The sequence below is a fragment of the Actinomycetospora sp. TBRC 11914 genome, assembly GCF_012933465.1.
Classification (GTDB): Bacteria; Actinomycetota; Actinomycetes; order Mycobacteriales; family Pseudonocardiaceae; genus Actinomycetospora.
Map to the genome: position 1 here is coordinate 1 of NZ_JABBND010000022.1, position 26,440 is coordinate 26,440.

Consider the following 26,440-nt stretch of genomic DNA (forward strand, 5'->3'; position numbering starts at 1 on the left):
AGCCCGTGGACCTGCCTGGCGTACCCCTGGCCACCGGAGCCCGCGACCACCGAGCGACCCGTCGGGTCGGGACCGGCGTGGGTGTCGGTGCGAGCGGGCAGACTGTCCGACGTGGAGCTCCTCGACGACTACACCGGACACGTCGACCCGGAGGGTCCCGCCGCGCGGCGGGACCTCGACGCCGTGACGATCACCAAGGTCTCGGTCGGGCCGATGGACAACAACGCGTACGTGCTGGTCGACAAGGCCACCGGCCGCACGCTGCTCATCGACGCCGCGAACGAGGCCGACCGCCTGCTGGACACCGTGGACACGGTGGGCTCGCGCGACCAGCTCAAGGACCTCGTCACCACCCACCAGCACTGGGACCACGTCCAGGCGCTGGACGAGGTCACGAAGGCGGTCTCCCCCACCACCTACGCCCACCCGCTCGACGGGCCCGAGCTCCCGGTGGCGCCCGACCGCACGGTCGGCGACGACGACCAGGTCCGCTTCGGGGACTCGTTCGTCGAGGTCATCCACCTCGACGGGCACACCCCGGGCTCGATCGCGCTGTACTACAAGGACCCGCGGGGCACGGGCCACATCTTCACCGGTGACAGCCTCTTCCCGGGCGGCCACGGCAAGACGGCCACCCGCGAGCACCACGACGCGCTGATGGACGACCTGGAGCGCAAGGTGTTCGGCCGCTTCGACGACGACACCTGGGTCTACCCGGGCCACGGCGACGACACCACGCTCGGCACCGAGCGCCCGAGCCTGCCGGAGTGGCGCGAGCGCGGCTGGTAGGACCCGGGAGCCCGCTCAGGTGCCCGGCATCTCCGCCCCGGGCGCCGGCACGGTCCGGCTCATCAGCGAGCGCGCGACCTCGAGCACCAGGTCGCGCTCGTGCACCACGGTGTACTCCATCTCGCCGGTGCCGCAGGGCCGAGCCACGAGCGCGGCCGCGACGTGCGGCCCCACGACGGCCACGTCCCACTCGCCGCGCAGCGGGTCGGCCTCGCCGAGGGTCGCCCCGCGCACGCCGGGCGGCAGCGCCGTGGTGGCGCCGAGCAGCGTCACGAGGGCCGAGTGCTCGGCGACCGCGGCGAAGCGCCGTGCGCGCTCCCCGCAGGGCGCACCGTCGGGACCCACCGTGGCCAGCAGTACCGTCGGGCCCTCGGCGCTCTGGGCCCGCTGCTCGAGCACGTCGGCCGCGACCCGCACCTCGTCCACGGGCCCGCGGCGCAGCGGACGGGCCCGGGCCACGGCGGCCAGCGGGCTCACGCGGGTCGGGCCCTCGGGCGCCCGGGCCCGCGGGGCGCCGGGCCCGGCGGGCGGCGGCGTCCCGGCGGCGGGCTCGAGCGCGGCCGGGCGGCCGAAGCGGTAGCCCTGGCCGAGCGTCGCCCCGAGGGCCCGGGCGGTGCGCTCGTGCTCGGCGGTCTCGATGCCCTCGGCGAGCACGACCGCGTCGTTCCGCTCGGCGTAGGCGCCCACCGCCGCCGCGACGCGGGCGGCGTCCTCGTCGAGGGGCCCCTGGACCAGGCGCTGGTCGAGCTTGACCACCTCGGGCCGCAGGAACGGCATGAGCGCGAGGGAGTCCGGGTGGCTCCCGACGTCGTCGAGCGCCACCGCGATGCCGACGTGGCGCAGGCGGGTCGCGAACCACTGCAGCCGGGCCGGGTCGCCGGTCAGGGCGCGCTCGGTGAACTCCAGGACGATCCGGCCGCCGCGCTCCAGGAACGTCACCGCCGCGGGAGGGGGCGGCCCGAGGGGGATGCCGTCCGGCTCGATGTTGAGGAAGAGGGCCGACGGTCCGGCGGCTCCGGCCTCCAGCGCCGTCGCGAGCGCGAGCTGGCGGCAGTGCTCGTCGAGCTCGGCGAGCCGGCCCTGGCCGCGGGCGTGACGGAACAACCTCTCCGGGCAGCGCCACGCGCCCGCCGGGCCCCGCGTGAGGCCCTCGTGGGCGACGACGGCACCCGACGTGAGGTCGACGATCGGCTGGAACACCGTCTGCAACCGAGACAGGTCGGGCTCGGTGTCGACCACGCGCAGCGCGTCGGCCACGTACCACCTCGATCCGCTCCGGGGCGCTCCCGCGGCGCCCCGCCGCACAACCTTCAGCACACGGAGCGTACCTGGGTGGACCGAACGAGCTAGGCGTCGGGCACCGACGCCACCCCCACGGACGACACCAGTGGCACCCCCACCTGCTCAGCGTCGTCGTGCGGGTCGGGGTGGTCGGCGTCGACGGGCACGGTCCGCGCGAGCAGCGAGCGCGCGACGTCCAGGACCAGCGCGCGGTCGTGGGTGAGCACGTAGTCGAAGGAGCGGTCGAGGTCGGAGGAGGCGCTCGGTGTGGCGGGGTCGAGGTCGCGGGAGACGAGGGCCGCGGCGAAGTGCGGGCCGACGACCGCCACGATCCACTCCTGGCGCACCGGGTCGTCGGGGGCGAGGTCGGCCCCGCGCACGCCGGGCTCGGGCTCGGCGGCCATCCCCGCCCCGAGGACACCGACGTAGGCGGCGCTGCGGGCGAGCTCGCGGTAGCGCGCGCGGGTGGCGCGGGTGAAGTGTGGAGCACGCTCGAAGGCCGCGACGACGACGGCGAGCTCCCCCATCTCGGCGGCCTGCCGTTCGAGGAAGCGGCTCATCGACAGCAGCAGCGGCGACGTCGCGCGGCGCGGGGTGCGGGCCCGGGCCACCGTCGCGAAGGGACTGGCCCGCGGGACCGGCGGGACGGGCCGCTGCCAGGCCGGCGCGCGCCGGGGCGACGGGAGACCGGGCAGGATCTCGGCGGCGCGCCCCCCGGCGCCGAACCACCAGCCCTGGCCGAGCGTCGCGCCCAGGCTGCGCGCGGTCGCGAAGTGGTCGGGGTTCTCGACGCCCTCGGCCAGGACCAGGGCGCCACTCTGCTCGGCGTAGGCCGCGACCGCCGACATGATCTCGGCGACCTCGGGTCCCGGCCGCGCCTGCACGAGGCGCAGGTCGAGCTTGACCACCTCGGGCCGCAGGAACGGCATGAGGGCGAGCGAGGCCGGGTGCGCCCCGACGTCGTCGAGGGCGATGTGGAAGCCGTGGGCGCGGACCTGGTCGGCGAAGGCGAACAGCCGGGCGGGGTCGGCCGTGAGGTCACGCTCGGTGAACTCGGCCACGACGTGCACGCCGCGCTCGGCGAGGTCCCCCGAGGCCGTGAACGGCACGAGACGGGTGGCGACGGTCAGCGGTTCGACGTTGACGAACAGGGCCAGCGGCCCGGCGAGGCCCGCGTCGTAGGCGTCCTGGACGGCGCGGCCCCGGCACAGCGAGTCGAGCTCCGCGAGCCGCCCGGCCGCCCGGGCCGCCGCGAAGAGCGCGTCCGGCCGCTCGAGCGGCCCGCCCAGCGGACCCCGGGCGAGCGCCTCGAGGCCGACCACGTCGCCCGTGTCGAGGTCGACGATCGGCTGGTAGACCGGGTCGACGGCGCGTTCGCGCAACAGCGCGTCGAGGCGGTCGCGCGCGATCTCGTCGGACACGGACGCTCCTTCCGACGGCGCGTCACCGGCAAAGGTACCCGACTCCCCCGCAAGGAGGGCATCGGCGCCGGATCGGACCCGCGACGCATACCGTGCGTGAGCGCCGATACCGGTGCTGCGTCCCCGGGAGAAGGGGCAGACTGGCCGCGATGGACTCCACCCGCGTCGACCGCTGGCTGTGGGCGGTGCGCCTGTCGAAGACCCGCGCGGACGCCGCGACCGCGTGCCGCGGCGGTCACGTGCGGGTCAACGACAAGCCCGCGAAACCGTCGACGGCGGTGCGTCCCGGCGACACCGTGCGCACGCGCCTCTACGACATCCCCCGGGTCGTCGAGGTCGGGCGCGTCATCGAGAAGCGCGTGGGCGCCCCCGAGGCCGTGACCTGCTACGTCGACCACACCCCTCCCCCGCCGCCGAAGGAGACCGTCGCCCCGGTGGCGACGCGCGAGCGCGGCGCCGGCCGCCCGACCAAGCGCGACCGGCGCCGGATGGAGGCCTTCGAGCGGGCCTCCCTCGTCCACGCCGTGGACCACGAGCTCGAGGACTGACGCGCTACTGGCCGTTCCGCGTCACCGAGAAGTTCGTCGTGGCCAGCCCGGTCCCGCCGATCCACGGCTCGAACCCGGCCTGCACGCTCGTCATGTACCAGCCCGGCTTCGCCACCCCCCGCTTCGTCGCGTCGGTGACGAAGGTCGGGATCGACAGGTTGGTGACGCTGTTCGTGGCCTGCTTGCGGACGTAGGAGATCGTCGTGACGTCGGCCTTGCCCTGCCACACCTCGTAGGGCACGCCGTCGAGCGTGGTCTCGCCGACCTTCTTGCCGATCGGGTTGACGCGGTCGGTGTGCTTGAGCCAGATCATCAGCTCGAGGCCGGTGGGGCGGCCGGTCTTGCGCGCGGTCGGGTCGAGCCAGATGTCGTAGGAGACGTTGTAGTCGCCCTTGGCCGGCGTCGTGGTCGCCCAGGTCGTCCGCAGGTCGCCGAGGTCGGAGATGGGCCGCGGGAACGGGGTGCCCTTGGTGCAGTTGCCGTAATTGCAGCCGAAGACGATCGAGGGGTACGACGCGGGCCCGCTGGACTTGTTGTGGTTGGCCTCCACGCGGAAGCCGGTGTCGAACGCGATGACGCACTGCGACGTGCTCGCGCCCCAGAGGTCGTTCTGCACCTCGTAGCGCCCGTTCGCCACCGGGGTCGACCCGAACTTGTCGCAGACCTTCTTCTCGTTCGGCTCCCGCGGGGTGGAGTGGGTGCTCGTCGTCGTGGCCACCGCCGCCGGTACGGGGGCGCCCGTGGCCCCCTGCGGCACGACAGTGGTGATCACGACGAGCGCGACGAGGCCGAGCCCGCCGACGAGGGCCCGCAGTGCCTCGGACCGCCGGCGCGGGACCACGTCACAGCGCCGGTGACGCCCGACCCGTCGTCGAGCACGCAGCCGTCCTGCGCCATCGTTCGTCGTCGACCACCGACCGTTCATCCCGCGCGTCCTCCCCGTTGGACCGTTCAGCGCGCCGGAACGTACGTTCGGCGCAGCTCGCCACGCCAGGTGAGGTCAGCCGTTCGAGCACACGGGGACGCGGATGCCACCCACACGGGTGGCGCGTCGGGGAGCTACACGCCGTTGCGCGTCGCGTTGAAGGCGTCGGTCGACAGGCCGCTGCCGCCGACCCAGGGCTCGAAGCCGGCCTGCAGGTTGGTGAGGTACCACTGCGGCTGCACGACGCCCTGCCGCGTGGCGTCGCGCACGAAGTCGGTGATCGGCAGGTCGAGGACCTGGCGCACCGACTGCTGGCGCACGTAGGAGATCACCGGGACGCCGTTGTTCTGGCCCTCGTAGACGTCCCAGGCGGTCCCGGCGAGGTTCGTCGTCCCGGCCTTCTGCCCGATGGGGTCGATCCCGCCGACCCGCGCCATCCAGATCATCAGCTCGGCGCCGGTGTTGTCGCCGTCGCGGCGGGGTGTCGGGTCGAGCCAGATGTCGTAGGAGGCGTTGTAGCGGCCGCTGTCGGGGCTGGAGATCGACCAGCTCGAGCGCACGTCACCGAGGTCGGAGAGCGGCCGCGGGAACGGGGTGCCCCTGGTGCAGGTGCCGTGGTTGCAGCCCCAGACGATCGACGGGTACGCGGCGGGCCCGTCGTTCTTGTCGTGGTTCGCCTGCACGCTGAAGCCGGTGTCGAACGCCGTCGTGCACTGCGGGGTGGAGGCGCCCCAGGCGTCGTTCTGGACCTCGAATCGCCCGCCGGCGACGGGGACGGACCCGAATTTCGCGCACACCTGCGGGCCGACCCGGCTGCCGATCGGCGAGAGCGGCGCGAGCAGCTGGGGCACGAGCGGCACCGCGGCGGGCGCCGACGCCGGCGCCGGCGCGGCCTGCGGCAGCGGCGCCGACCCGGCCACGTTCTGCTCGGTGGCCGCGTGGTTCACCGTGATCGGTGGGACGCCGGGTTCCTGGACGCCGCAGGCGGTGCCCAGCAGGGCCAGCACGGCGACGACGGCGGCGAGGAGGACGCGCGGTGCACGCGTGGGTTCGCCCACGCGGGTGAGGCTAGAGGATGCGCCGAACGCTGTAGTGGTCGGCCTCGACCCCGTGTCGCCGCAGGTCGGCGGGCACGTCCTCGCCGAGGACGACGGCCCGGGCGAGCGCGGCGGCGGCCGGCGCGGTCTCGATCCCCGACCCGCCCTGGCCCGCGAACACCGCCAGACCCGGCAGGCGCTCCCCGACCGCGAGGACGCGACTCGGCGCGAACGTCCGCTGGCCGGCCCAGCTGGTGACCACCGAGCGCAGGCCGAGCGTGGTCACCGCGTTGACCCGCTCGAGGGCGAGCGCGACGTCGAGCTCGTCTGGCCGCGCGTCGCCGGGCTCCTGGGGCGTCTCCTCCGACGGCGACACGAGCAGGTGCTGCCCCTCGGGCTTGGCGTACCAGTGGTCGGCGGCGGACACGGCGAAGGGGTCGTCGGGGTGCACCGGGGCACCGTCCGGGATCCGGACGATCGCGATCGTGCGCCGGTAGGCGGTGAGCCCGAGCGGGGTCGCTCCGGCGAGGGCGAGGACCCGGTCGGTCCAGGCACCGGCGGCGAGCACGACACGGTCGGTGTCGACCGACTCGCCGTCGTCGGTGGTGACCCGCCACCCGGGGCCGCGCGGCGCCAGCCCGACGACGCGCGCGCCGGACCGGATCTCGCCGCCCAGCGCCCGGAACCGCTGCCGGTAGTGCTGGTGCAGCCCGATCGGGTCGGCGTCGCAGGCGTCCTCGACGACCGCGGCGGCCCGCACCGCGTCCGGGCGCAGCGCGGGCCAGCGCCGCACGGCCTCGTCGGGGTCCACCGCGACGACCGGGGCGAGCGGGAGGATCTCGTCGCGCAGGACCCGCTCCTCCTCGGCGGTGCTCGCCACGTGCAGGACCGGGCGCGGGCGCAGGAACCCGTGCCCGGCCTCGTCGGCGAGCGCGTCGAACCGCTCCCACGACGCCGCCGTGAGCGCCCGCGTCGGGGCCGGGCCGTGGCCGGGGATGTAGCTCGCCGCCGACCGGCCGGTGGTGTGGCGCGCGAGCTCCCGCTCGGCCTCGATCAGGACCGGCCGCTCGACGCCGGCCGCGGCCAGCTCGGCCGCGACCGACATCCCCGCGATGCCGCCCCCGACGACGACCACGCCCCGGCCGCTCACGACGTCCGCAGGTCCAGGCCCAGGTCCAGCGCCGGCGCGGAGTGGGTCAGGCCCCCGACGGCGACGAAGTCCACGCCGGTCGCCCCGTAGGCGGCGGCGGTGTCCAGGGTGAGCCCGCCGGAGGCCTCGAGCCCGGTGGACGGAGCCACGGCGTCCCGCCGCCGGACCGCCTCGGCGCACTCGGCCACCGGGAAGTTGTCCAGCAGCACGAGCTCCAGGTCGAGGGCCAGCGCCTCGTCGAGCTGGTCGAGCGAGTCCACCTCGAGCTCGCACGACAGCTCCGGGGCCGCCGCGCGGGCGGCCCGCACCGCGGCCGTCACCGACCCGGCGGCGGCGACGTGGTTGTCCTTGATCAGCAGGGCGTCGCCCAGCGACATCCGGTGGTTCACCCCGCCGCCGCAGCGCACCGCGTACTTCTGCAGCGCCCGCAGGCCGGGGACGGTCTTGCGGGTGTCCCGGATGCGGGTCGGGGTGCCGGCGACGGCGTCGACCCACGCGGACGTCGCGGTCGCCACCCCGGAGAGCTGGCAGAGCAGGTTGAGCGCGGTCCGCTCGGCGGTGAGCAGGGTCGCCAGCGGGGCCCGGACGGCGAGCGCGACGTCGCCCGGGCGCAGTCGGTCGCCGTCGGCGCGGGCGTCGAGGACCTCGAGGTCGTCGCCGCACACCCGCTCGAGCACCCGGACCGCCACCCCGACCCCGGCGAGGGTGCCGGCGGGGCGGGTCCGGAACTCGCCGACCGCGACCGACCCGGCCGGGACACAGGCCGCCGTCGTGCGGTCCGGTCCGTCGCGGAGGTCCTCGTCGAGGGCTCGCGCGACGACCGCGTCGATCTCCGCGGGGTCGAGCCCCACCGGCAGCGCGACGGTGTTCACGCTGGTCATGCGGCACCTCCGAGCACGTGGTCCATGGGGGTCGGGGTCGGTCGCCCGTCGACGAGCGCGACGGCGGTCGACGTGCCCTGCCAGCGGTCGTCCCGGTGCGGGTGATCGCGGCGCACGTGGCACCCGCGGGACTCGGTGCGCGACCCGGCGGCGGCGAGCAGCGCTCCCGCCGCGAGGGTGAGCGCGGCGTCCTCGACCGCGGCCCGGTCGGTGAGCGGGCGCTCGACGGTCACCGACTCCAGCGAGTCGGAGACCGCGGCCAGGCCGGCGGCGTCCCGCCCGATGGCGGCGCCCCGGCTCATGGCCGCCTGGAGCACGGCGCGGTCGGCGGCCTCCGCGACGAGGCGCGTGGGGGCGTCCGGCCGGATGACGGGGCGGGGCCCGGCGAGCGCGGCGGCCACGTCGGCCCCGGCCCGGCGGCCCACCACGAGGCCCTCGAGCAGGCTGTTCGAGGCGAGCCGGTTGGCCCCGTGCAGCCCGGTGCGCGCCACCTCGCCGGCCGCCCACAGCCCGGGCACCCCGGTGCGGCCGCGGGTGTCGGTGACGACGCCGCCGCACGCGTAGTGCGCCGCGGGCCGGACGGGGATCGGGTCGCGGGCGACGTCGACCCCGATCGCGGCGCAGGAGGCGGTCACCGTCGGGAAGCGGCGCCGCACGTCGGCGACGCCGGTGGCGTCGAGCCACACGTGGTCGGCCCCGGTCGAGGCGAGCACGCCGGTGATCGCGCCGGCGACGACGTCGCGGGGGGCGAGGTCGCCGCGCGGGTCGACGCCGGCCATGACCGGCCGGCCGGCGAGATCGAGGAGGCGGGCGCCCTCCCCGCGGAGCGCCTCGGTGACCAGGGGGGCGCGCCCCCGCAGTCCGGGGACGCGCAGCGCCGTCGGGTGGAACTGCACGAACTCGACGTCGGCGAGCGCGGCGCCGGCGCGCAGCGCGAGCGCCCAGCCGTCGGCGGTGGCCACCGCGGGGTTGGTCGTCGTCTCGTACAGCCCGCCGACCCCGCCGGTGGCGAGCACGACGGCGGGTGCGACGACGACGCCCGCCCGGCCCGCGTCGTCCACGACGTCGAGCCCGCTGACCGGGCCGGTCGTCGGGCCGTACTGGCGGCGGACCGCGACCGCGGTGTGGCCGGCGAGCACCGCCACCTCGCCGGGCAGGGCGGCGAGCAGGGCGCGCTCGACCTCGGCGCCGGTCGCGTCGCCGCCCGCGTGGATGACGCGGGTGGTGCCGTGCCCGCCCTCGCGGGTGCGGGCGAGGCGGGGTCCAGGGGCGTCGGGACCCGGGAGGAGATCGGAACCCGGGAGGGAGTCGAACACAGCGCCGCGGGACCGCAGCGCGGCGACCGCGTCGGGCCCGCCGCCGAGGATCTCCCGCGTGGCGTCCTCGTCGACCAGCCCGCCGCCCGCACCCAGCGTGTCGGCGACGTGGGCCGCGACGCTGTCGCCGGCGACGTCACCGAGGACCACGGCGATGCCGCCCTGCGCCCAGCGCGTGGAGCCCTCGTCGGGGGCGTCCTTGGTCACGACGACGACCCGCAGCCCCCGCCGCGACGCCTCGGTCGCGGCCGAGAGCCCGGCGACCCCGGAGCCGACGACGACGAGGTCGGCCGCGGCGGCCCACGCCGACGCCCCGGCTCCCCGGTCGGTGTGCTCCCCCGACCGCTGCGCGTCCGTCGGAGTCACTCCCCACCCCCGGGCCGCCCGATCTCGATCATCCGCTCGACCGAGGCGCGGGCCCTGGCCGCGGTGGCGGCGTCCACGTGCACCTCGTCGCGACCCTCGCGCAGCGCGCGGGTCAGCGCCCCGGGGGTGATCGTCTTCATGTAGCCGCAGGCGGCGCGGTCGTTGACCGCGCGGAAGTCGACCGCCGGGTTGGCCCGGCGCAGCTGGTGGAGCATGCCCACCTCGGTGGCCACGAGGACCGACCGCTTGGTCGTGTTCTTGGCGGCGTCGAGCATGCCGCCGGTCGAGAGGATGTGGACCTGCTCGGCGGGCACCGCGCCCGCCCCGGCCAGGTAGAGCGCGCTGGTCGCGCAGCCGCACTCGGGGTGGACGAACAGGTCGGCCTCGGGGTCGGCCTGCGCGCGGGCGGTGAGCTCGGCGCCGTTGATCCCGGCGTGCACGTGGCACTCCCCCGCCCACACGTGCAGGTTCTCCCGCCCCGTCTCGCGCCGGACGTGGGCGCCGAGGAACTGGTCGGGCAGGAAGAGCACCTCCCGGTCCGCCGGGATGCTCGCCACCACCTCGACGGCGTTCGACGACGTGCAGCACACGTCGGTCTCGGCCTTCACGGCCGCCGTCGTGTTCACGTAGCTGACGACGACCGCCCCCGGGTGCTCGGCCTTCCACGCGCGGAGCTCATCGGCGGTGATCGAGTCGGCCAGGGAACAGCCGGCGCGGGCGTCCGGGATCAGGACCGTCTTGCCCGGCGCGAGGATCTTCGCGGTCTCGGCCATGAAGTGGACGCCGCAGAAGACGATCGTGCTCGCGTCGCTGGCGGCGGCCACGCGGGAGAGCGCGAGGGAGTCGCCGGTGTGGTCGGCGACGTCCTGGATCTCGGGGCGCTGGTAGTTGTGCGCGAGCACCACGGCGTCGCGCTCCCGCGCGAGGCGACGGACCTCGGCGGCCCACTGCTCGACGACCTCGTCCGGGGCCTCGCCCAGCGACCGCGGCTCGACGAGGTCGGTCGGGGGCTGGTGCGCGTCGACGGTGACGGTCATGCGGTGTCCTCCCCGGGGACGCCCCGCCCGTGGTGTGGACGCGGGTCCCGGTGCAGTCGTGCGAGGTTTTCGCCTTCTGGTCGAAAACGTGGGCGACAGTACGCCGCGACCACGGGCGGTGCCACCCTCCTTCTCGCCGGGTATGACCGAGGACACGCCCGGCCGCGCGGGCGCCGGCGCGTGGACACGCAGCGCTACCGTGGCCGTCGTGGGAGGTGGCAGGTGGAGGCCGAGGGCCTGATCGCGCACGACGTGCTGGCGGTCGTCCTGCGCATCGACGGGCGGGACACGCAGCGGAGCGGAGCTGGACCCATCGATACCGTGCCCTCGGTCCTGCTCTGGCAGCGGGCGCGCGAGCCGCACCTCGGGCGGTGGGCGCTGCCGGGCGGCCGGCTCGGCGCCACCGAGGACGTCGAGGCGTCTGTGCGGCGCCATCTCGCCGAGAAGGTCGACCTCGCCGAGGTCGCCCACGTCGAGCAGCTGTCGGTGTTCTCGGACCCGCACCGCGGGCCGGCGCCCCGCCGGGTCGCCACCGCGTTCCTCGGGCTGGTGCCCACCGACGCCGACCCGGCGATCCCCGGCGACACCGCGTGGCACCCGGTCGACGCGCTCCCCCGGACCGCGTTCGACCACGGCGAGATCACCCGCGTCGGCCTCGACCGGCTCCGGGCCAAGCTCTCCTACACCAACATCGGCTTCGCGCTCGCGCCCGACGTCTTCTCGATCTCCGAGCTGCGCCGCCTCTACGCGGCGGCCCTCGGGCACCACGTCTCGGCGACCAACCTGCAGCGGGTGCTCACCCGCCGCGGCGTCCTCGTCCCCACCGGCAGCACGGCCGCGCCCGGTCCCGCGGGCGGCCGGCCGGCGGCGCTGTTCCGGTTCTCGGAGCACGCCCTCCGCGTGACCGACCCCTTCGCCGCGCTGCGGCCGCCGTCGGGGGCCGGGGCGGTCTGACGCGGGGCACACCGTTCTCGTCCATCCGGCGATCGAGAGCCGCAGACCGTAGCGTGTGTCGCCGTGGACAGGGGCGAGCGAAGCGACGGGGGGCGTGTCGAGACGCTGCCCCTCTTCCCGCTGGGCACGGTGCTGATGCCCGGGGCGCCGCTCCCGCTGCACATCTTCGAGCCCCGCTACCGGCAGCTGACCATCGACCTCGTCACGGGCGCCGTGTCCGGCAAGCAGTTCGGGGTGGTCGCGGTCCGCGAGGGCTGGGGTCCCGACGACGGGCCGGAGGGGCTGCACGAGGTCGGCTGCACGGCCGAGCTGCGCGAGGTCCGGCGGCTGCCGGACGGTCGCTTCGACGTCCTCACCGTCGGGGACCGCCGGTTCCGGCTGCTCGACGTCGACGACACGACGGCCCCCTACCTCGTCGCCAACGTCGAGTGGGTGCCCGACATCGAGGGCGACGACCCCGCCGAGCTCGAGCCCCTCGAGCGCGCCGCCCGCGCCGCGCACCGCCGCTACTGCACGACGGCGCGCACCTACCGGCGCCGCGCGGACGCCGAGGCCGGCGGGGCCACCGACCTCGAGGCCGACGCGGAGGTCGCGGCCGTCGAGGAGCCCGAGGAGGAGGCGCCGCCGGCCGGCGGGGAGCACGAGCCCGCCGCGGCGGCCGTCCTGGCCCACCTGCTCGCGGCCGACTGCCTGCTGCCCCTGGGCGACCGTCAGGAGATCCTCGAGCAGACCTGCCCGAAGAAGCGCCTGGAGCTCGTCTCGCACGCGATGGCCCGCGAGGCCGAGCTGCTCGGGCGGCTGCACGCGGTGTGGGCGCCGACGGCGAAGTTCGCGGTGCCCTCCAGCGACAACTAGGGCTCGCGCCCCAGATCGTCGGCGCCGACCGTGATCGCGCACAGCAGGTAGGCGAGCACCGCGCCGATCCCGGCGCCCAGCACCGTCCACCAGGAGCCGATCTCGGCGGGCAGCGTCACCAGCGTGGCCGGGATCGGGGGGCCGCCGGTGCCGCTCGCGCTGACCTCGGCGCGGTCGAGCAGGACGCCGATCGCCTGCCGGTCGGTCAGCGGGCCGGCGAGCCAGGTCCCGACGCGCGCCGCCACCCAGGCGGCGGCCGTCGACGCCACCGCGACGCCGACCAGCACCACCGGCCCGCGCCGGGTCCGGATCCGCCACGCCAGGGCCCCGACGACGACGCCGTACGCGGTCACGAGCAGGAAGAAGACGGCGGTCGCGTCGAAGACGTGGTCGGACTCGGCCGCGAGCTGGGCGCTCGCACCGGTCGCCGTCGTCACCGTGGCCTGGCCCGGGGCGACGAGCGCCCACAGCAGGCCGAGCAGCAGGCCGCCGACGAGCACCGCGACCACGATCCGCAGCGCCGGACGCAGGTCGCCGACGAGCTCGCGGCGGGTCAGCACCCCGTCGGGGGTCTCGGCCACGAACTCGTCGGCGGGGAACTGCTCGGCGCCCACGGTCACCGCTGGGTCCTCACGGCTGGGTCCCTCACCGCTGGGCCCGGCTCGCGCTGGTCGTCTCGCCGTGGCGGCTGCACCGTGCGGTCCAGCCCATAGGGTCGACCTGCACGACCATCCGGCGGGCGCACTCCGGGCAGTAGCGCGGCGGGTCGATCAGGGACAGCCGCGCCCGGCACCGGTCGTGGTCGCCGGTGGCGGCCTCGCCGCCGCAGAAGGAGCAGTACGTGCTCACGGTCGCCGTCACAGGATCGTCGTCAGAGGGTGTCGTTGAGGGCCTTGATCGGCATCTTGAGCGAGTCCAGCATCTCCAGGTCCTGCTCGGCCGGCCGCCCCAGGTTCGTCAGGTAGTTCCCGACGATGATCGCGTTGACCCCGCCCAGCATCCCCTGCTCCGCGCCGAGGTCGCCGAGCGTCAGCTCCCGACCGCCCGCGAAGCGCAGCACCGTCCTCGGCATCGCCAGCCGGAACGCCGCGATCGTCATCAGCGCGTCCGGTCCCTGCGGCACGTCGAGGTGCGCGAACGGGGTTCCGGGGTTGGGGATCAGGAAGTTCATCGGCACCTCGTCGGGCTCGAGCTCGGCGAGCTGCACCGCGAACTCGGCGCGCTGCTCGAGGGTCTCCCCCATCCCGACGATGCCCCCGCAGCAGACCTCCATGCCCGCGGCCCGCACCATCTGCAGCGTCTCCCAGCGCTCCTCCCAGGTGTGGGTCGTGACCACCTCCGGGAAGTGGCTGCGCGCGGTCTCCAGGTTGTGGTTGTAGCGGTGCACGCCCATCGCGGCGAGCTCGTCGACCTGGGCCTGGGTCAACATCCCCAGCGAGCAGGCCACGTTGATGTCGACCTCGGCGCGGATCGCCGCGACCCCGGCCCGGATCTGCTCCATGAGCTTCTCGTCGGGGCCGCGGACGGCGGCGACGATGCAGAACTCGGTCGCGCCGGTCTTCGCCGTCTGCTTCGCCGCCTCGACCAGGCGGTCCTTGTCGAGCCACGCCGCGCGCACCGGGGAGTCGAACAGGCCCGACTGGCTGCAGAAGTGGCAGTCCTCCGGGCACCCGCCGGTCTTGAGGCTCACGATGCCCTCGACCTCGACGTCCGGACCGCACCAGCGCATCCGCACCTCGTGGGCCAGCGCCAGCGCCTCGGTCAGGCGCTCGCCGGGCAACCGCAGCACCTCGAGCACCTGCGCCTCGGACAGCCCCTCGCCGCGCTCCAGGACCTGCTCCCGGGCGACCGCGAGGATGTCCCCGCCGGTGCCCTGCCCGGTCTGCCTGGCGGTGCCGGTGCTCGCCGTCACGCGTCGCTCCTTGAACGTCGGGGACTGATCGCGCGCGAGTCTGCCCCACGGTTGTCGGTCACGGGAGGGGCGGGACCCACTGGCCGCCCAGGACGGGATGCAGGCCACACCTCGACGCCGTGAGGAACCGTTCGGGGTCGGCGCCGCCCAGCCCGGCCGGCAGGACGCCGAGCAGGGGTGCGCCGGTCACCGTCGGGAGATCGGCGAGGTTGGTGCGCTCGGCGAGGTCGGGGGCGTCGGGGTAGGCGCCGACGACGGTGCCGGCGCAGGTGAGGCCGCGCCGGGCCAGGGCCTCGGCCGTCAGGGCGGCGGTGTTCAGCACGCCGAGCCCGGCGCTGGCGACGACGAGGACCGGGGCACCGAGCGCGGCGGCGACGTCGGCGAGGGTCTCCCCGTCGTCGTTGATCCGGACGAGCAGCCCGCCGGCGCCCTCGACGAGGAGGAGGTCGGCCCCGTCGCGCGCGATGTCGGCGACCGCGTCGGTGACGGCGGCGACGCGGAGGGGCGGCAGCCCGCTGCGGCGGGCCGCGGTCGCGGGGGCCAGGGGCTCGGGGTAGCGGGCGAGCTCGCGGGTGACGACCGAGGGGCCGACGAGGCGGGTGACGTCGGCGAGGTCGCCGGGGGCGCCGGGCTCGATCCCGGTCTGGGCCGGCTTGAGGACGACGACGCGGTCCCCCGCCGCCGCGGCCACCGCGGCCAGGGCCGCCGTCACCACCGTCTTCCCGACCCCGGTCCCGGTGCCCGTGACGATCATGGTCCGCACGGGCCCGGAGCCTAGTGACCTCGTGGCGCGCGGTCGGCGGCCCGGACCGACGCGCCCCGCACACACTCCGCCCGGGGCAGCGGACGAATCCACGGACACCTGCGCGTCACGCACACATCCCGGGGTCCGGCCCACGGGGCTCGGTGTGCGGCGCGCGCAGGTCCCCCAGAACCGGTCACGCCGATCGTCGGAGTGTGTGCGGCGCGCGCAGGTCCCCGACGTCGGAGAGCGGGCCAGGGTGCCTGCCTCCCCGGACACCACCGGCGACCCGGGATGGGTCAGAGCCAATGGCGGACGCGCACCGCGCTCGGGTCCGGGGCCGGGCGCTCGGCGGCCTCGACGTCGGGTCGCGCGGTGCCGTCGACGTCGTGGACCGCGCCGCAGCACGGGCAGCGCAGGTAGTCCGCACCCTCGGTCAGCGGTCGGCGACAGCGTCCGCAGTGCCAGAGCCGGAAGGCCGACCGGCTGTCCGTCACGGTCACGCCGTCCTCCGTTCGGGATCGATTCCGTGAAGTCGCAACCAGTCTGCCACCGCCGGGATCACCGGCTGAGCACGGTCCCCCGCACCCCGGGGAGCACCTCGGCCAGGACGCGGTCGACCAGCGCGAGGTCGGCGGTGGAGAGGTCCGCGCGAGCCGTCAGCCGCAGCCGCGACGTCCCCTCGGGGACCGACGGCGGCCGGAAGCACCCGGCCCGCAGGCCCGCCGTCGCGCAGGCGTCCCGCGCTGCGGTCGCGAGTTCAGGCTCCCCGAGCACGACGGGCACCATCGCGGCCGTCGGCGCGGCGACCCCCGCCCACGGCGCGGCCGACCGGGCCGACGACGCCACCGCGACCGCGGCCGCGTGCAGCGCCGCCACGCGCTCGGGCTCCTCGCGCAGCACGTGCAGCGCCGCCAGCGCCGCACCGGCCGCGGCGGGCGCCAGCCCGGTGTCGAAGATGAACGAGCGCGCGGCGTCGACGAGGTGGGCGACCACGTCCGCGTCGCCCAGCACCACCCCGCCCTGCGAGCCCAGCGACTTCGACAGGGTCGCGGTGACGACGACACCCCGCTCCCCCGCCAGCCCGACCTCGGCCACGAGACCGGCGCCGGGCGCCGACGCCGGCCCCCGCACCCCGAGCCCGTGGGCGTCGTCGACCAGCAGCACCGCCCCGCGCGCCCGGCACACCGCGGCGAGCTCGCGCAGCGGCGCCAGGCCCCCGTCCACGGAGTCGACGCCGTCGGTCACCACCAGCCGCCGGGTCTCCGGGGCGGCCGCGAGCACCGCGTCGACGTCCGCCGGCACCGAGCACCGCGACACCACGACGCGGGCCCGGGAGAGCCGGGCCGCGTCCACCAGCGAGGCGTGCGCCGCGACGTCGGAGACGACGAGCGCGCCCCGTCCCGACAGCGCCGTGACCGCGCCGAGGTTGGCCGTGTAGCCGGAGGAGAACACCAGCCCCGCCTCGGCCCCGCCGAACGCCGCCAGCGCCTCCTCGAGCTCGGCGTGCAGGCGCGTCGACCCGGTGACCAGCCGCGATCCCGTCGACCCGGCGCCCCAGGTCCGGGTCGCCGCCACGGCCCCCTCGACGACGCGGGGGTCGCGGGCCAGGCCGAGGTAGTCGTTGGAGGCGAGGTCGACGAGCGGCTCGACGACCTCGCGCGGCGACAGCGTCCGGCGCAGGCCCGCCGCCCGGCGGGCCCGCGCCGTCTCGTCCAGCCACGCCAGCGGGTCGGTCACGCCGACACCCTAGGCAGGGCTCCTCCCAGCCGCTCCGTCGACGCGGGGACGAACCGGTCACCCTCGAGCACCGACATGCGCGCGGTCGGGATGTCGAAGAAGAGCCCGACGAGCCGCACCCGCCCCTCGGCGAGGGCCGCCGCGACGTCCGGGTGCCGGGCCAGCCGGTCGAGCTGGACGGCCACGTTGACCATGGCCAGCCCGTCGACCTCGTCCAGACCCTCCCGGCGCGCCTGCTCACCCACGGGATGGCCGGCCCGGAAGCGCGCCAGGCTCTCCGAGGCACCGCCGAGCCACCGCCCGAGGGCGCCCCCTGCCCCGTCGCCCGGGAACCCCGTTCCCGACGGCCCCGCTCCGCGCAGCACCGCCTGGACGGCGCCGCACCCGGAGTGGCCGCACACCACGAGGGTCGGCACGTGCAGCGCCTCGAGGGCGTACTCGACGGTCGCCCCCACCGAGTCGTCGCCCGTGCCGCCCAGGGGCGCGAGGTTGCCGACGTTGCGGACGGTGAACAGGTCGCCCGGTCCGGACGAGGTGATGACGTTCGGGACGACGCGGGAGTCGCTGCACGTCAGGAACCACGCGTGCGGCGCCTGACCGTCGGCCAGGTCGGAGAGGTACGGCGCGACGAGGCCCGCGGCGCGGCGGTGGTACTCGCGGAGCCCGGCGAGGATCGGGTCCGGGGTGCCGCACCCGTCGTCGCACGGGTCGGTCACCGCGTGGCCGTGGCCGCGGCCGTCGTCGTCGTCGTGGGAGGCCTGCCAGGTCGACCACGGCGCGAGGAAGCGCGGCACCGGCCCCGGACGCCGGGAGCCGGGGCCGCCCGCCGTGGCGTCCCGCCGCGCGACGAGGCCCATCGTCCCGACCTCGTCGACGCGCACCGAGCCGCCCGCGACCCAGCGGCGTGCCACCCACTCCGAGAGGTGGTCGTAGGCCGCGTGGTCGAGGTAGTCGGTGACGAGGTCGACGACGACGTCGGCGTCCGCGGGGACCTGCGCGAGCCGGCGCGCGAGCCGCGGGACCGACGGGAAGCACAGCGCGCCCTCGACGACGACGTGCCACGGCCCGCCGTCGACCGGCTCCGCCACCTCGATCGACGCCCACACCACGCGCCGCAGCACCAGCAGCAGGGCGAGCCCGAGCCCGAGCAGCACGCCGGTGAGCAGGTCGACAAGCACGACGCCGAGGATCGTCACCACGTAGACCGGCAGCTCGCCGTGGCGGTGCAGCTCGCGCATGTGCCCGACGTTCACCAGCTTCGCGCCGATGTGCACGAGCAGACCCGCGAGCACCGCCATCGGGATCTGCTCGACGAGGCCGAGCAGCGCCACCGAGAAGACGACGATCCACAGGCCGTGCAGCACCGCCGAGACCCGCGAGCGCGCGCCGGCGGCGGCGTTGGTCGAGCTCCGGACGATGACCCCGGTGATCGGCAGCCCGCCGAGCAGCCCGGAGACGGTGTTGCCCGCGCCCTGGCCGAGGAGCTCGCGATCGAGGTCGGAGGTGGTGCCGGGACGGAGCTTGTCGACGGCGACGGCCGAGAGCAGCGACTCGATCGAGGCGATGACCGCGACGGTGAGCACGCCGACGACCACCCCGCCGAGGTCGGAGTCGGGCAGCACCGGCAGCGCGATCGCGTCGAGGACCGACCCGCCGACCTCCACCCGCTCCACCGGCAGCGCCAGCACCCCGGCCGCCACGGTGAGCAGCGTGACCGCGAGCAGCGGCGCGGGGACGCTGCGGACCCAGGCGGGCACCGAGTGCGGCAGCCGCGGCCAGGCGAGCAGGATCGCGACGACGGCGAGGCCGAGCGCGGCCGCCGGACCGTGCACCGCGAGCAGCTGGCCGGGCAGGGCGAGCACGTTGGCGATCGCGTCGTCCTGCTGCTCGCCGCCGAGGACGACGTGCAACTGCCCGAGCACGATCGTCACGCCGATCCCGGCCAGCATCCCGTGCACGACGGCGGGCGAGATCGCCAGCGCGGCCCGTCCGGCCCGGGAGAGCCCGAAGAGGATCTGCAGGACGCCGGCGGCGACGGTGATCGCGCACGTCACGCCCCAGCCGAAGCGGGTGACGAGGTCGGCGACGATCACCGTGAGCCCGGCCGCCGGCCCGCTGACCTGCAGCGGCGATCCACCGAGGGCCCCGGCGACGAGGCCGCCGACCGCGGCCGCGATGAGCCCGGCGGTGAGCGGGGCGTTCGAGGCGACGGCGATGCCGAGCGAGAGCGGCACCGCGACGAGGAAGACGACGAGCGAGGCGGGCAGGTCGTAGCGGAGGTTCGCGCGGAGCGCTGAGGGGCGGAAGTCGGGCAGCCGGAAGTCGGGCAGGCGGAAGTCGGGCAGGCGGAGATCGGGCAGGCGGGGAGCGCTCATGGGCGTGGGGAGTCCTCGGGGTGGACGGCGGCGGAGACCTGGCCGGGAGCCAGGAACAGGACGAATCGGACTGCCGCGAGTGTGCCGGATCTCGATCGTGCACAACCCTGTTCACCTGCCGTTGACGTGACTCCCGGTACCGGATTCCGCGGCCGGGCACGGCGGGGCCCGCGACGGGTGAGCCGGCGCCCGCCCGGTGATCACGCTGGGCCGAACGCCGCGCCCCGGGTGTGGTGACCCGACCCGCACTCCTGGGGCGATCGGGTGATTCGTCCGGTTCGGGCGGCGTCAGCCCGCCGCGGCCGCCGCGACGACGCCGCCGGCGATGCGGACCACGTCGTCGGGAGTGCTGACGAACGGCGGCATCGTGTAGACGAGGTCCCGGAACGGGCGCAGCCACACCCCTTCGGCCTCGGCGGCGGCCTGGGCGGCGGGGACGTCGACGTCGTGGTCGAGCTGGACGACGCCGATCGCGCCGAGCACCCGGACGTCGCGCACCCCGGGGAGGTCCCGGGCGGGAGCGAGGCCGTCGCGCAGGAGACCGCCGATCCCGGCCACCTCGGCGCGCCAGTCCCGGCGCAGCAGCTCGTCGACGCTGGCGAGGGCGACCCGGGCCGCGAGGGGGTTGCCCATGAACGTCGGGCCGTGCATCAGCCCGCCGCCGCCGCGCTCGTCGCTGACCGCCGCCGCCACCGCGGGGGTGCACAGGGCCGCGGCCAGCGTGAGGTAGCCGCCGGTGAGCGCCTTCCCGACGCACAGCACGTCGGGCGCGATCCCCGCGTGGTCGGCGGCGAAGAGCTCACCGGTGCGCCCGAAGCCGGTGGCGATCTCGTCGAGCACGAGCACGAGGTCGTGGCGGTCGGCGATCTCCCGCAGGGCGCGCAGGTGACGGGGATCGTGGAAGCGCATGCCCCCGGCGCCCTGGACGACGGGCTCGACGATGATCCCGGCGAGCTCGTCGGCGTGGTCGGCCGCGACCGCGGCGAGGTGCTCGTCGTACGCGGCGGTGTACTCGGCCGGCGGGACGTCGGCGAACACCTGCTCGGGCAGGAAGCCCCGCCACAGGGCGTGCATCCCGCCGTCGGGGTCGCACACGCTCATCGCCGCGAACGTGTCCCCGTGGTAGCCGCCGCGCCAGGTCATCATCCGGGTCCGGCCCGGCCGGCCGTGGGCGCGCTGGTACTGCAGGCACATCTTCACTGCGACCTCGACCGAGACCGACCCGGAGTCGGCGAGGAAGACGTGGCGCAGCGGCTCGGGGGTGATCTCGACGAGTCGCGTCGCGAGGGCGACCGCCGGGTGGTGGGTGAGGCCGCCGAACATCACGTGGGCCATCTCGTCGGTCGCGGTCCGCAGCGCCGCGTCGAGCGCGGGGTGGCGGTAGCCGTGCACCGCGGCCCACCACGAGCTCATGCCGTCGACGAGCTCGCGGCCGTCGTCGAGGGTCAGCCGCACCCCCGACGCCGAGGCCACCACCAGCGGGTCGGTGCGGCCGGGCATCGGGCCGTAGGGGTGCCAGACGTGCTCGCGGTCCCGGACGCGCAGGTCGGCGGGTCGGGGCGGACCGGGACGTGTCGACACGCCTACGATCGTCGGCCATGGCGGCGGGGGGCGTGACCAACGGGTCGGGCTCGGCACCGACCGGATCGGCGGAGGACGCCTTCTCCCGCCGCCGCGAGGTCGCGGCGACGAGCGCCCGGTCGCTGCTGCTGACCGTGCTCGGCGAGTTCGTCCTGCCCGCGGGCGAACCGGTGTGGACGCAGAACCTGCTCGACGCGCTCGGCGCGGTCGGGGTCGAGGAGAAGTCGGCGCGCCAGGCGCTCGCGCGGACCGCGGCCGACGACGTCGTCGTCTCCGAGCGGGCCGGACGACGGGTGCGGTGGTCCCTGACGCCCTCCGGGCGCCGGCTGCTCTCCGAGGGCGCGGAGCGGATCTACGCCCACGGGACGCCGCGCCCGCCCTGGGACGGCCGCTGGCTGGTGCTCGTCGTCAGCGTCCCCGAGGCCCAGCGCGCCCTGCGCCACCAGCTGCGCACCCAGCTCGCGTGGGCCGGCCTCGGCTCCCCCGCCCCCGGGGTGTGGGTGTGCCCGGACGCGGCGCGGGTCGACGAGGCCCACCGGGCGCTGGCGGACGTCGGGCTCGACGAGGCGGCGCTCGTCGTCGTCGGCGGCACCCACGGCGGCCTGTCCGACGCCGAGCTGGTCGCGCAGGCCTGGGACCTGCGCGACCTCGAGGCCCGCTACGCCGAGTTCGTCGACCGTTTCGCGGCCCTCGAGCCGGACCCCGCCGACCCGGCCGCCGTCCTCGGGGCGCAGGTCCGGCTGGTCGACGCCTGGCGGCGCTTCCCGTTCCTCGACCCGCAGCTCCCGGCCGAGCTGCTGCCCCCGGGCTGGGCCGGGGCGCGGGCGGCCGAGGTCTTCCACCGGCGCCACGAGCAGTGGTCGGCCGCGGCGGGGCGCGCCTTCGGGTCCTGAGGCGGGCGTCCCGACTTGCCTTCGAGCGCGCTCGAAGCGACACGATGGCCGGTGACGTACCCGTCACCCGCGAGGAGACCTCATGGAGCTCGGCTTCCACGTCCCGATCTTCGACATCGACGGCGGCCCGGCCGCCATCGCGCCCGAGCTCGCCCGGGTGGGCACCGCCGTCGAGGCGTCCGGGGCGAGCTGGCTCTCGTTCATGGACCACTTCTTCCAGATCCAGCCCACCGGCCTGCCCGCCGAGTCGCACATGCTCGAGGGCTACACGACCCTGGGCTACCTGGCCGCCCACACCTCCACCGTCGACCTCGGGCTGCTCGTCACCGGCGTGACCTACCGGCACCCCGGCCTGCTCGCCAAGATCGTGAGCACCCTCGACGTGCTCTCCGGCGGCCGCGCCGTGCTCGGCATCGGCGCCGCGTGGTACGAGCGCGAGCACCTCGGCCTCGGCGTGCCGTTCCCCCCGCTGAAGGAGCGCTTCGAGCGGCTCGAGGAGGCGCTGCAGATCGCCGGCCAGATGTGGGACCCGGAGAACGACGGGCCCTACGAGGGCAAGCACTACCAGCTGGCGGAGACGCTGAACTCGCCGCAGCCACTGCACCGCCCGCGCGTGCTCATCGGCGGCGGCGGGGAGCGCAAGACGCTGCGGCTCGTCGCGCAGTACGGCGACGCCTGCAACCTCTTCGCCACCTCCCCCGACGACGTGGCCCACAAGATCGACGTGCTGCGCCGGCACTGCGACGACGTCGGGCGCGACATCGCCGACATCCGCGTGACGATCACGGCCAACAACCCGCGCCCGAACCCCGACGCGACGGACGAGTTCGTCCGCGCCATGGCCGACTACGCGAGGCACGGCGTTGCTCAGGTGATGGTCACCCCGACCACCGGCTCGCCCGCCGCGTGGATCGACGGGCTCGCGAAGGCGGTGCCGCAGCTCGCCGAGCTGGGCTAACCCCGGGGCAGCCAGACCTCCCAGGCGATGCCGTCCGGGTCGGCGAACGACACGAACTCGGCGTAGCCCGCGTCGCGGACCGGCGAGTGCTCGACCCCCTGCGCCTCGAGGTGCGCGATCCACTCCTCGAGCGCGGGGTGGTCGGCCACGGTCACCGCGAGGTGGTCGAGGCCGGTGCGCTGCGGGTCGAACCGGTCGTTCGAGCGCTCGTACGGCTCGTGGATGCCCAGGACCAGGCCGGAGGCGGGGTGGCGCAGCAGCTGCCGCGGGTGCCGGGCCTCGGGCGGGCCCTCGCGGCGCTCGGTCGCCCGCTCGAACCCCAGGACCCGCTCGTAGAACTCCACGCTGACCGCCATGTCGCGCACCACGAGCGCGACATGGGCGGTCTGCGTGAAGGTGGGTGGGGCCACTACTGCATCTCACCCATCACTGCATCCACCATCACTGCATCCACCATCACTGCATCCACACGGTCTTCGCGTTGACGAACGAGTGGGTGCCGAAGCTGGCGAGCTCGCGGCCGTAGCCGGAGTTCTTGGCCCCGCCGAAGGGGACCTCGGGCGTCGAGGCGGTGATCTTGTTGATGTAGATCATGCCGCTCTCGACCTCGTTCGCGAACCGCTCCGCCTCGCCCGCGTCCTGGGTCCAGGCGCTCCCGCCCAGGCCGAAGCTGGAGTCGTTGGCGATGGCGATGGCCTCGTCGATGTCCTTCGCCCGGAAGAACAGCGCCACCGGGCCGAACAGCTCCTCGTAGTACGCCGGGGCGCTCTTCGGGATGTCGGCGAGCACCGACGGCGGGTAGAAGTTGCCCTTGCCGCCCAGCGGCTTGCCGCCGGTGAGGAGCTTCGCGCCCGCGGCCACCGAGTCCTGGACCTGCTTGTCGAGCTCCTCGAGGCCCTGCGGTCCCGACATCGGCCCGAGGTCGGTGTCCTCGGCCATCGGGTCGCCGACCTTCAGCGCCTCCATCTTCTCGACCAGGAGGCGCTGGAACTCGTCGGCGACCTGCTCGTGGACGATGATCCGCTTCGCGTTGATGCACGACTGCCCGTTGTTCAGCGTGCGGGATGCGACGGCCGCATCGGCCGTGGCGTCCAGGTCGGCCGAGGGCATGACGATGAACGGGTCGCTGCCGCCGAGCTCGAGGACGCTGGTCTTGACGTTCTTCCCGGCGAGCCCGCCGACCTCACGCCCGGCCGGCTCGCTGCCGGTCAGCGTGACCGCACGCACGCGGTCGTCGTCGACCATGGACTCGATCATCGAGGAGCCGATGAGCAGCGTCTGGAACACGCCCTCGGGGAAGCCGGCGCGCACGAGCACGTCCTCGATCGCCAGCGCGACCTGCGGGACGTTCGAGGCGTGCTTGAGCAGCCCGGTGTTGCCGGCCATGAGCGCCGGGCACAGGAAGCGGAAGACCTGCCAGTAGGGGAAGTTCCACGGCATGATCGCGAGGACCGGCCCCAGCGGCTGCCAGCGGGTGAAGACCTTCGCGTTCTCCGGGGCGTCCGCCGGGTCCCACGGGGTGTCGGCGAGGTGCTCGGGCGCGTGGTCGGCGTACCAGCGGCAGCCGAGGGCGCACTTCGCGACCTCCGCCTTCGCGGCGGCGAAGGTCTTCCCCATCTCGAGGGTCGCGAGCTCGGCCAGCCGGTCGGTCTCGGCGTCGAGGATGTCGGCGGCGGCGCGCATCCAGCCGGAGCGCTGCTCGAACGTCGTGTCGCGGTAGCTCTGGAACGTGTCCCAGGAGCGCTGGATCCTGTCCTCGAGCTCCTGCTGCGTGAGGGAATCGAACTCCCGGACCGTCTCCCCGGTGGCGGGGTTCGTCGTCGCGATGGCCATGGCACCGGTCTACCCCTTCGGCGCGCTCCTGCACACGGCTTCAGAGCCGCGGGAAGACCCGCGCCGCGTTGCCGCCGAGCACGGCGTCGGTGAGCTCCTCGGAGAGGCCGAGGTCGCGGATCGCGGCGATGTTGCGGGCGGGGGTGGCCGACGGCGAGTCGGTGCCGAAGATCGCCCGCCGCGCGATCCGGTCGAGCCCGAAGCTCGCGTAGTACGTGGGCAGCCGCTTCGGGGGCAGCCCGGCGAGGTCGAGCCAGACGTTCTCGCGGGTCAGCGCCAGCGAGGCGGCGGCGTCGTAGCTCCAGCCGCGGCCGCCGTGGGCGAGGACGACGGTGAGGTCGGGGAAGTCGCGCAGCACGTCGTCGATGAGCACGGGGTCGCCGTGGCGCGACGTGGCCCCGGGGAAGAACGACGGCCCGGTGTGCACGATCAGCGGGACGCCGCGCTCCACGCAGCGGGCGTAGGCCGGGTAGAGCTCCCGGTCGTTGGGCGCGATCCCGGCGTGCACCGGGTGGACCTTGAGCGCGACCGCGCCGAGGTCGAGCTGGCGGTCGAGCTCCCGGGCCACCGGGTGGTGCACGTGCGGGTTGACGTTGGCGACGATCCGGAACCGCTGCGGGTCGTGCTCGACGATCGGCAGCACGTCCTCGACGGTCTGCCACCCGGTGGCCTTGGGGCTGTACTCGCAGAACATCAGGACCCGGTCGACGCCCTCCTCGGCGAAGTACCGGCTGACCGCCGCCGGGATCGGGGCGCCCTCGTCGTCGTAGAGCGCCGCCCAGCTCGCGGCGTCCCCGGCGGGCCCGATCCACGTCTCCCACGGCACCTTCAGACGGGCCAGGTGGGCGACGTGGACGTGGGCGTCGACGATCATCAGCAGGTGGCCTCCGGCCTCGTGAGCACTAATCGTCGTTATAGCAACACTTGGTGCTCACGGGCGCGGAGCGCACCTAGTCGAACAGGTCGGGGTCCGTGCGCACGATCTCGTCCCACAGCGGCTGGAAGGAGAACCAGCCGGCGTAGGCGTTGCCGGTCTGCTCCGCGGTGAACTTGGCGTTGGCGTGGTCGATCTGCGTCGGCGTCCCGGCGGCCTCCGCGAGCAGCTGCGCCTGGCAGTTGCGCTCGGTGTTGATGAACCACCACGCCGCCTCGGCCACCGTGTCGCCCACGGAGAAGATGCCGTGGTTCTGGTGGAAGACCATCTTGCGGCCGGTCAGCCCCGTGGCCAGCGCCCGCCCGACCTCGGGGTCGAGCACCACGGCACCGCGACCCTCGGTGACGACACCGTGGTTCTCGTAGAGCGCGCAGGCGTCCTGGGTGATGGGGTCGAGCGGGCGGGCGAGCGACGACCACGCCTTGCCGTAGACCGAGTGGGCGTGGGCGGCGGCGACCACGTCGGGGTGCGCGTGGTGCACCGCGGAGTGGATGACGAAGCCGGCCTGGTTGACCGGCCTGTTCCCGTGCACGACGTTGCCGTCGTGGTCGACCGCGATGAGGTCGGAGACCCGGATGTGCCGGAAGCTCATCCCGAACGGGTTGACCCAGAACATGTGCGGGTCCTCGGGGTCGCGCACCGTGATGTGGCCGGCGATGCCCTCCCCGAACCCGAACTTCCCGAAGATCCGGAACGCGCCGGCGAGCTGCTGCTTGCGGTGCAGGCGTTCCTCGGCGCTCGTCGCGAAGGTCGGCGGCTGCGGCATGACGATGCCCTCCTGGGAGGGACGGTAGCCGGACATCGCCTCGGACCGGGACTCCTGCGTGGGTGCGACCATGTCCTCGACGGTGCGCCGCACCACACGAGCAGGTCAAGGGGTCGGCACCGTCGCGGGCCCCGGAGGATGATCGA

Annotated in this window: 26 protein-coding genes; 6 read left to right on the forward strand and 20 right to left on the reverse strand. The window is 75.3% G+C overall.

Annotated elements, in window-relative coordinates; all coding sequences use genetic code 11:
• Positions 1-111: 111 nt before the first annotated feature.
• Positions 112-789, forward strand: a complete 678-nt coding sequence (locus HH311_RS26170) for an MBL fold metallo-hydrolase (RefSeq protein WP_169186658.1) — start codon at positions 112-114, stop codon at positions 787-789.
• Between the two features lie 15 nt (positions 790-804).
• On the opposite strand, the gene HH311_RS26175 is transcribed toward HH311_RS26170, so the two are convergent.
• Both HH311_RS26175 and HH311_RS26180 read right to left on the reverse strand, forming a co-directional pair.
• Positions 805-2,046: an EAL domain-containing protein gene (locus tag HH311_RS26175; RefSeq protein ID WP_169186659.1), complete on the reverse strand. Its 1,242-nt coding sequence runs from the start codon at positions 2,044-2,046 to the stop codon at positions 805-807.
• Between the two features lie 89 nt (positions 2,047-2,135).
• Positions 2,136-3,491 (reverse strand): EAL domain-containing protein, encoded by a 1,356-nt coding sequence (locus HH311_RS26180; protein ID WP_169186660.1) that lies wholly within the window; start codon positions 3,489-3,491, stop codon positions 2,136-2,138.
• Positions 3,492-3,640: 149 nt separating this feature from the next.
• On the opposite strand from HH311_RS26180, the gene HH311_RS26185 reads away from it, so the two are divergent.
• The gene (locus HH311_RS26185; RefSeq protein ID WP_169186661.1) at positions 3,641-4,039 is read left to right on the forward strand and encodes an RNA-binding S4 domain-containing protein; all 399 of its coding nucleotides are present in this window, start codon (positions 3,641-3,643) and stop codon (positions 4,037-4,039) included.
• A 4-nt stretch (positions 4,040-4,043) separates the two neighbouring features.
• Here the strand turns inward: HH311_RS26185 and HH311_RS26190 are convergent, their stop codons facing one another.
• The 6 genes from HH311_RS26190 to nadA all read right to left on the reverse strand — a co-directional run bounded on the left by HH311_RS26190 (position 4,044) and on the right by nadA (position 10,751).
• Positions 4,044-4,880 carry a GH12 family glycosyl hydrolase domain-containing protein gene (locus HH311_RS26190; RefSeq protein ID WP_312030416.1) on the reverse strand — a complete coding sequence of 279 codons (837 nt, stop codon included), beginning with the start codon at positions 4,878-4,880 and terminating at the stop codon, positions 4,044-4,046.
• A gap of 218 nt (positions 4,881-5,098) precedes the next feature.
• A complete protein-coding gene (locus tag HH311_RS26195; protein ID WP_169186663.1) occupies positions 5,099-6,022 on the reverse strand; it encodes a GH12 family glycosyl hydrolase domain-containing protein in 924 nt (307 codons plus the stop codon).
• A 10-nt stretch (positions 6,023-6,032) separates the two neighbouring features.
• On the reverse strand, positions 6,033-7,151 hold the full coding sequence (locus HH311_RS26200; protein ID WP_169186664.1) for an FAD-binding oxidoreductase: 1,119 nt from the start codon (positions 7,149-7,151) through the stop codon (positions 6,033-6,035).
• Complete coding sequence (gene nadC / locus HH311_RS26205) at positions 7,148-8,032, reverse strand: carboxylating nicotinate-nucleotide diphosphorylase (RefSeq protein ID WP_169186665.1); 885 nt, start codon at positions 8,030-8,032, stop codon at positions 7,148-7,150. Before nadC ends, HH311_RS26200 begins: the two co-directional genes overlap by 4 nt.
• Complete coding sequence (nadB, locus tag HH311_RS26210) at positions 8,029-9,714, reverse strand: L-aspartate oxidase (protein WP_169186666.1); 1,686 nt, start codon at positions 9,712-9,714, stop codon at positions 8,029-8,031. The genes nadC and nadB overlap by 4 nt, the downstream gene beginning before the upstream one ends.
• Positions 9,711-10,751 carry a quinolinate synthase NadA gene (gene nadA, locus HH311_RS26215; RefSeq protein ID WP_248304237.1) on the reverse strand — a complete coding sequence of 347 codons (1,041 nt, stop codon included), beginning with the start codon at positions 10,749-10,751 and terminating at the stop codon, positions 9,711-9,713. The genes nadB and nadA overlap by 4 nt, the downstream gene beginning before the upstream one ends.
• Positions 10,752-10,973: 222 nt before the next feature.
• Between nadA and HH311_RS26220 the strand changes: the two genes are divergently transcribed.
• Both HH311_RS26220 and HH311_RS26225 read left to right on the forward strand, forming a co-directional pair.
• On the forward strand, positions 10,974-11,705 hold the full coding sequence (locus tag HH311_RS26220; RefSeq protein ID WP_169186667.1) for an NUDIX domain-containing protein: 732 nt from the start codon (positions 10,974-10,976) through the stop codon (positions 11,703-11,705).
• Positions 11,706-11,840: 135 nt separating this feature from the next.
• A complete protein-coding gene (locus tag HH311_RS26225) occupies positions 11,841-12,560 on the forward strand; it encodes an LON peptidase substrate-binding domain-containing protein (RefSeq protein WP_169186750.1) in 720 nt (239 codons plus the stop codon).
• Here the strand turns inward: HH311_RS26225 and HH311_RS26230 are convergent.
• The 8 genes from HH311_RS26230 to HH311_RS26265 all read right to left on the reverse strand — a co-directional run bounded on the left by HH311_RS26230 (position 12,557) and on the right by HH311_RS26265 (position 20,910).
• Positions 12,557-13,180 (reverse strand): DUF2567 domain-containing protein, encoded by a 624-nt coding sequence (locus HH311_RS26230; RefSeq protein ID WP_169186668.1) that lies wholly within the window; start codon positions 13,178-13,180, stop codon positions 12,557-12,559. The two genes, HH311_RS26225 and HH311_RS26230, sit on opposite strands and share 4 nt — an antisense overlap.
• Positions 13,181-13,205: 25 nt before the next feature.
• The gene (locus HH311_RS26235) at positions 13,206-13,421 is read right to left on the reverse strand and encodes a hypothetical protein (protein ID WP_211190871.1); all 216 of its coding nucleotides are present in this window, start codon (positions 13,419-13,421) and stop codon (positions 13,206-13,208) included.
• Between the two features lie 10 nt (positions 13,422-13,431).
• Positions 13,432-14,472, reverse strand: a complete 1,041-nt coding sequence (bioB, locus tag HH311_RS26240) for a biotin synthase BioB (protein ID WP_169186669.1) — start codon at positions 14,470-14,472, stop codon at positions 13,432-13,434.
• A 58-nt stretch (positions 14,473-14,530) separates the two neighbouring features.
• Positions 14,531-15,226 carry a dethiobiotin synthase gene (gene bioD / locus HH311_RS26245; RefSeq protein WP_211190842.1) on the reverse strand — a complete coding sequence of 232 codons (696 nt, stop codon included), beginning with the start codon at positions 15,224-15,226 and terminating at the stop codon, positions 14,531-14,533.
• 287 nt (positions 15,227-15,513) lie between these two features.
• Entirely contained in the window at positions 15,514-15,717 is a 204-nt protein-coding gene (locus HH311_RS32870; protein WP_169186671.1) for a zinc finger domain-containing protein, read from the reverse strand.
• Positions 15,718-15,775: 58 nt separating this feature from the next.
• Positions 15,776-16,954, reverse strand: a complete 1,179-nt coding sequence (locus HH311_RS26255; RefSeq protein ID WP_169186672.1) for an 8-amino-7-oxononanoate synthase — start codon at positions 16,952-16,954, stop codon at positions 15,776-15,778.
• On the reverse strand, positions 16,951-19,329 hold the full coding sequence (locus HH311_RS26260; protein ID WP_169186673.1) for a SulP family inorganic anion transporter: 2,379 nt from the start codon (positions 19,327-19,329) through the stop codon (positions 16,951-16,953). The genes HH311_RS26255 and HH311_RS26260 overlap by 4 nt, the downstream gene beginning before the upstream one ends.
• A gap of 288 nt (positions 19,330-19,617) precedes the next feature.
• On the reverse strand, positions 19,618-20,910 hold the full coding sequence (locus tag HH311_RS26265; RefSeq protein ID WP_312030418.1) for an adenosylmethionine--8-amino-7-oxononanoate transaminase: 1,293 nt from the start codon (positions 20,908-20,910) through the stop codon (positions 19,618-19,620).
• Between the two features lie 17 nt (positions 20,911-20,927).
• On the opposite strand from HH311_RS26265, the gene HH311_RS26270 reads away from it, so the two are divergent.
• Together HH311_RS26270 and HH311_RS26275 are read left to right on the forward strand one after the other, a co-directional pair.
• Positions 20,928-21,803, forward strand: coding sequence for a PaaX family transcriptional regulator C-terminal domain-containing protein (locus HH311_RS26270; protein ID WP_169186674.1), 876 nt, complete (start codon positions 20,928-20,930; stop codon positions 21,801-21,803).
• A gap of 82 nt (positions 21,804-21,885) precedes the next feature.
• Entirely contained in the window at positions 21,886-22,761 is an 876-nt protein-coding gene (locus HH311_RS26275) for an LLM class F420-dependent oxidoreductase (protein WP_169186675.1), read from the forward strand.
• On the opposite strand, the gene HH311_RS26280 is transcribed toward HH311_RS26275, so the two are convergent.
• From HH311_RS26280 to HH311_RS26295, 4 genes are all read right to left on the reverse strand, one after another.
• Positions 22,758-23,171 carry a VOC family protein gene (locus HH311_RS26280; protein WP_169186676.1) on the reverse strand — a complete coding sequence of 138 codons (414 nt, stop codon included), beginning with the start codon at positions 23,169-23,171 and terminating at the stop codon, positions 22,758-22,760. The two genes, HH311_RS26275 and HH311_RS26280, sit on opposite strands and share 4 nt — an antisense overlap.
• Positions 23,172-23,217: 46 nt before the next feature.
• Positions 23,218-24,594 (reverse strand): NAD-dependent succinate-semialdehyde dehydrogenase, encoded by a 1,377-nt coding sequence (locus HH311_RS26285; protein WP_169186677.1) that lies wholly within the window; start codon positions 24,592-24,594, stop codon positions 23,218-23,220.
• Between the two features lie 40 nt (positions 24,595-24,634).
• Complete coding sequence (locus tag HH311_RS26290; RefSeq protein WP_169186678.1) at positions 24,635-25,468, reverse strand: amidohydrolase family protein; 834 nt, start codon at positions 25,466-25,468, stop codon at positions 24,635-24,637.
• 76 nt (positions 25,469-25,544) lie between these two features.
• A complete protein-coding gene (locus HH311_RS26295) occupies positions 25,545-26,366 on the reverse strand; it encodes a class II aldolase/adducin family protein (RefSeq protein WP_169186679.1) in 822 nt (273 codons plus the stop codon).
• Positions 26,367-26,440 lie beyond the last annotated feature (74 nt).

What these genes read in the sequence shown, in the direction of transcription:
- HH311_RS26185 (WP_169186661.1), top strand. Translation starts at nt 3,641, where the DNA reads ATGGACTCCACCCGCGTCGACCGCTGGCTGTGGGCGGTGCGCCTGTCG.
- nadC (WP_169186665.1), bottom strand. Translation starts at nt 8,032, where the DNA reads ATGACCAGCGTGAACACCGTCGCGCTGCCGGTGGGGCTCGACCCCGCG.
- nadA (WP_248304237.1), bottom strand. Translation starts at nt 10,751, where the DNA reads ATGACCGTCACCGTCGACGCGCACCAGCCCCCGACCGACCTCGTCGAG.
- HH311_RS26225 (WP_169186750.1), top strand. Translation starts at nt 11,841, where the DNA reads ATGCCCGGGGCGCCGCTCCCGCTGCACATCTTCGAGCCCCGCTACCGG.
- bioD (WP_211190842.1), bottom strand. Translation starts at nt 15,226, where the DNA reads ATGATCGTCACGGGCACCGGGACCGGGGTCGGGAAGACGGTGGTGACG.
- HH311_RS26260 (WP_169186673.1), bottom strand. Translation starts at nt 19,329, where the DNA reads ATGAGCGCTCCCCGCCTGCCCGATCTCCGCCTGCCCGACTTCCGCCTG.
- HH311_RS26270 (WP_169186674.1), top strand. Translation starts at nt 20,928, where the DNA reads ATGGCGGCGGGGGGCGTGACCAACGGGTCGGGCTCGGCACCGACCGGA.
- HH311_RS26275 (WP_169186675.1), top strand. Translation starts at nt 21,886, where the DNA reads ATGGAGCTCGGCTTCCACGTCCCGATCTTCGACATCGACGGCGGCCCG.
- HH311_RS26285 (WP_169186677.1), bottom strand. Translation starts at nt 24,594, where the DNA reads ATGGCCATCGCGACGACGAACCCCGCCACCGGGGAGACGGTCCGGGAG.
- HH311_RS26290 (WP_169186678.1), bottom strand. Translation starts at nt 25,468, where the DNA reads ATGATCGTCGACGCCCACGTCCACGTCGCCCACCTGGCCCGTCTGAAG.
- HH311_RS26295 (WP_169186679.1), bottom strand. Translation starts at nt 26,366, where the DNA reads ATGGTCGCACCCACGCAGGAGTCCCGGTCCGAGGCGATGTCCGGCTAC.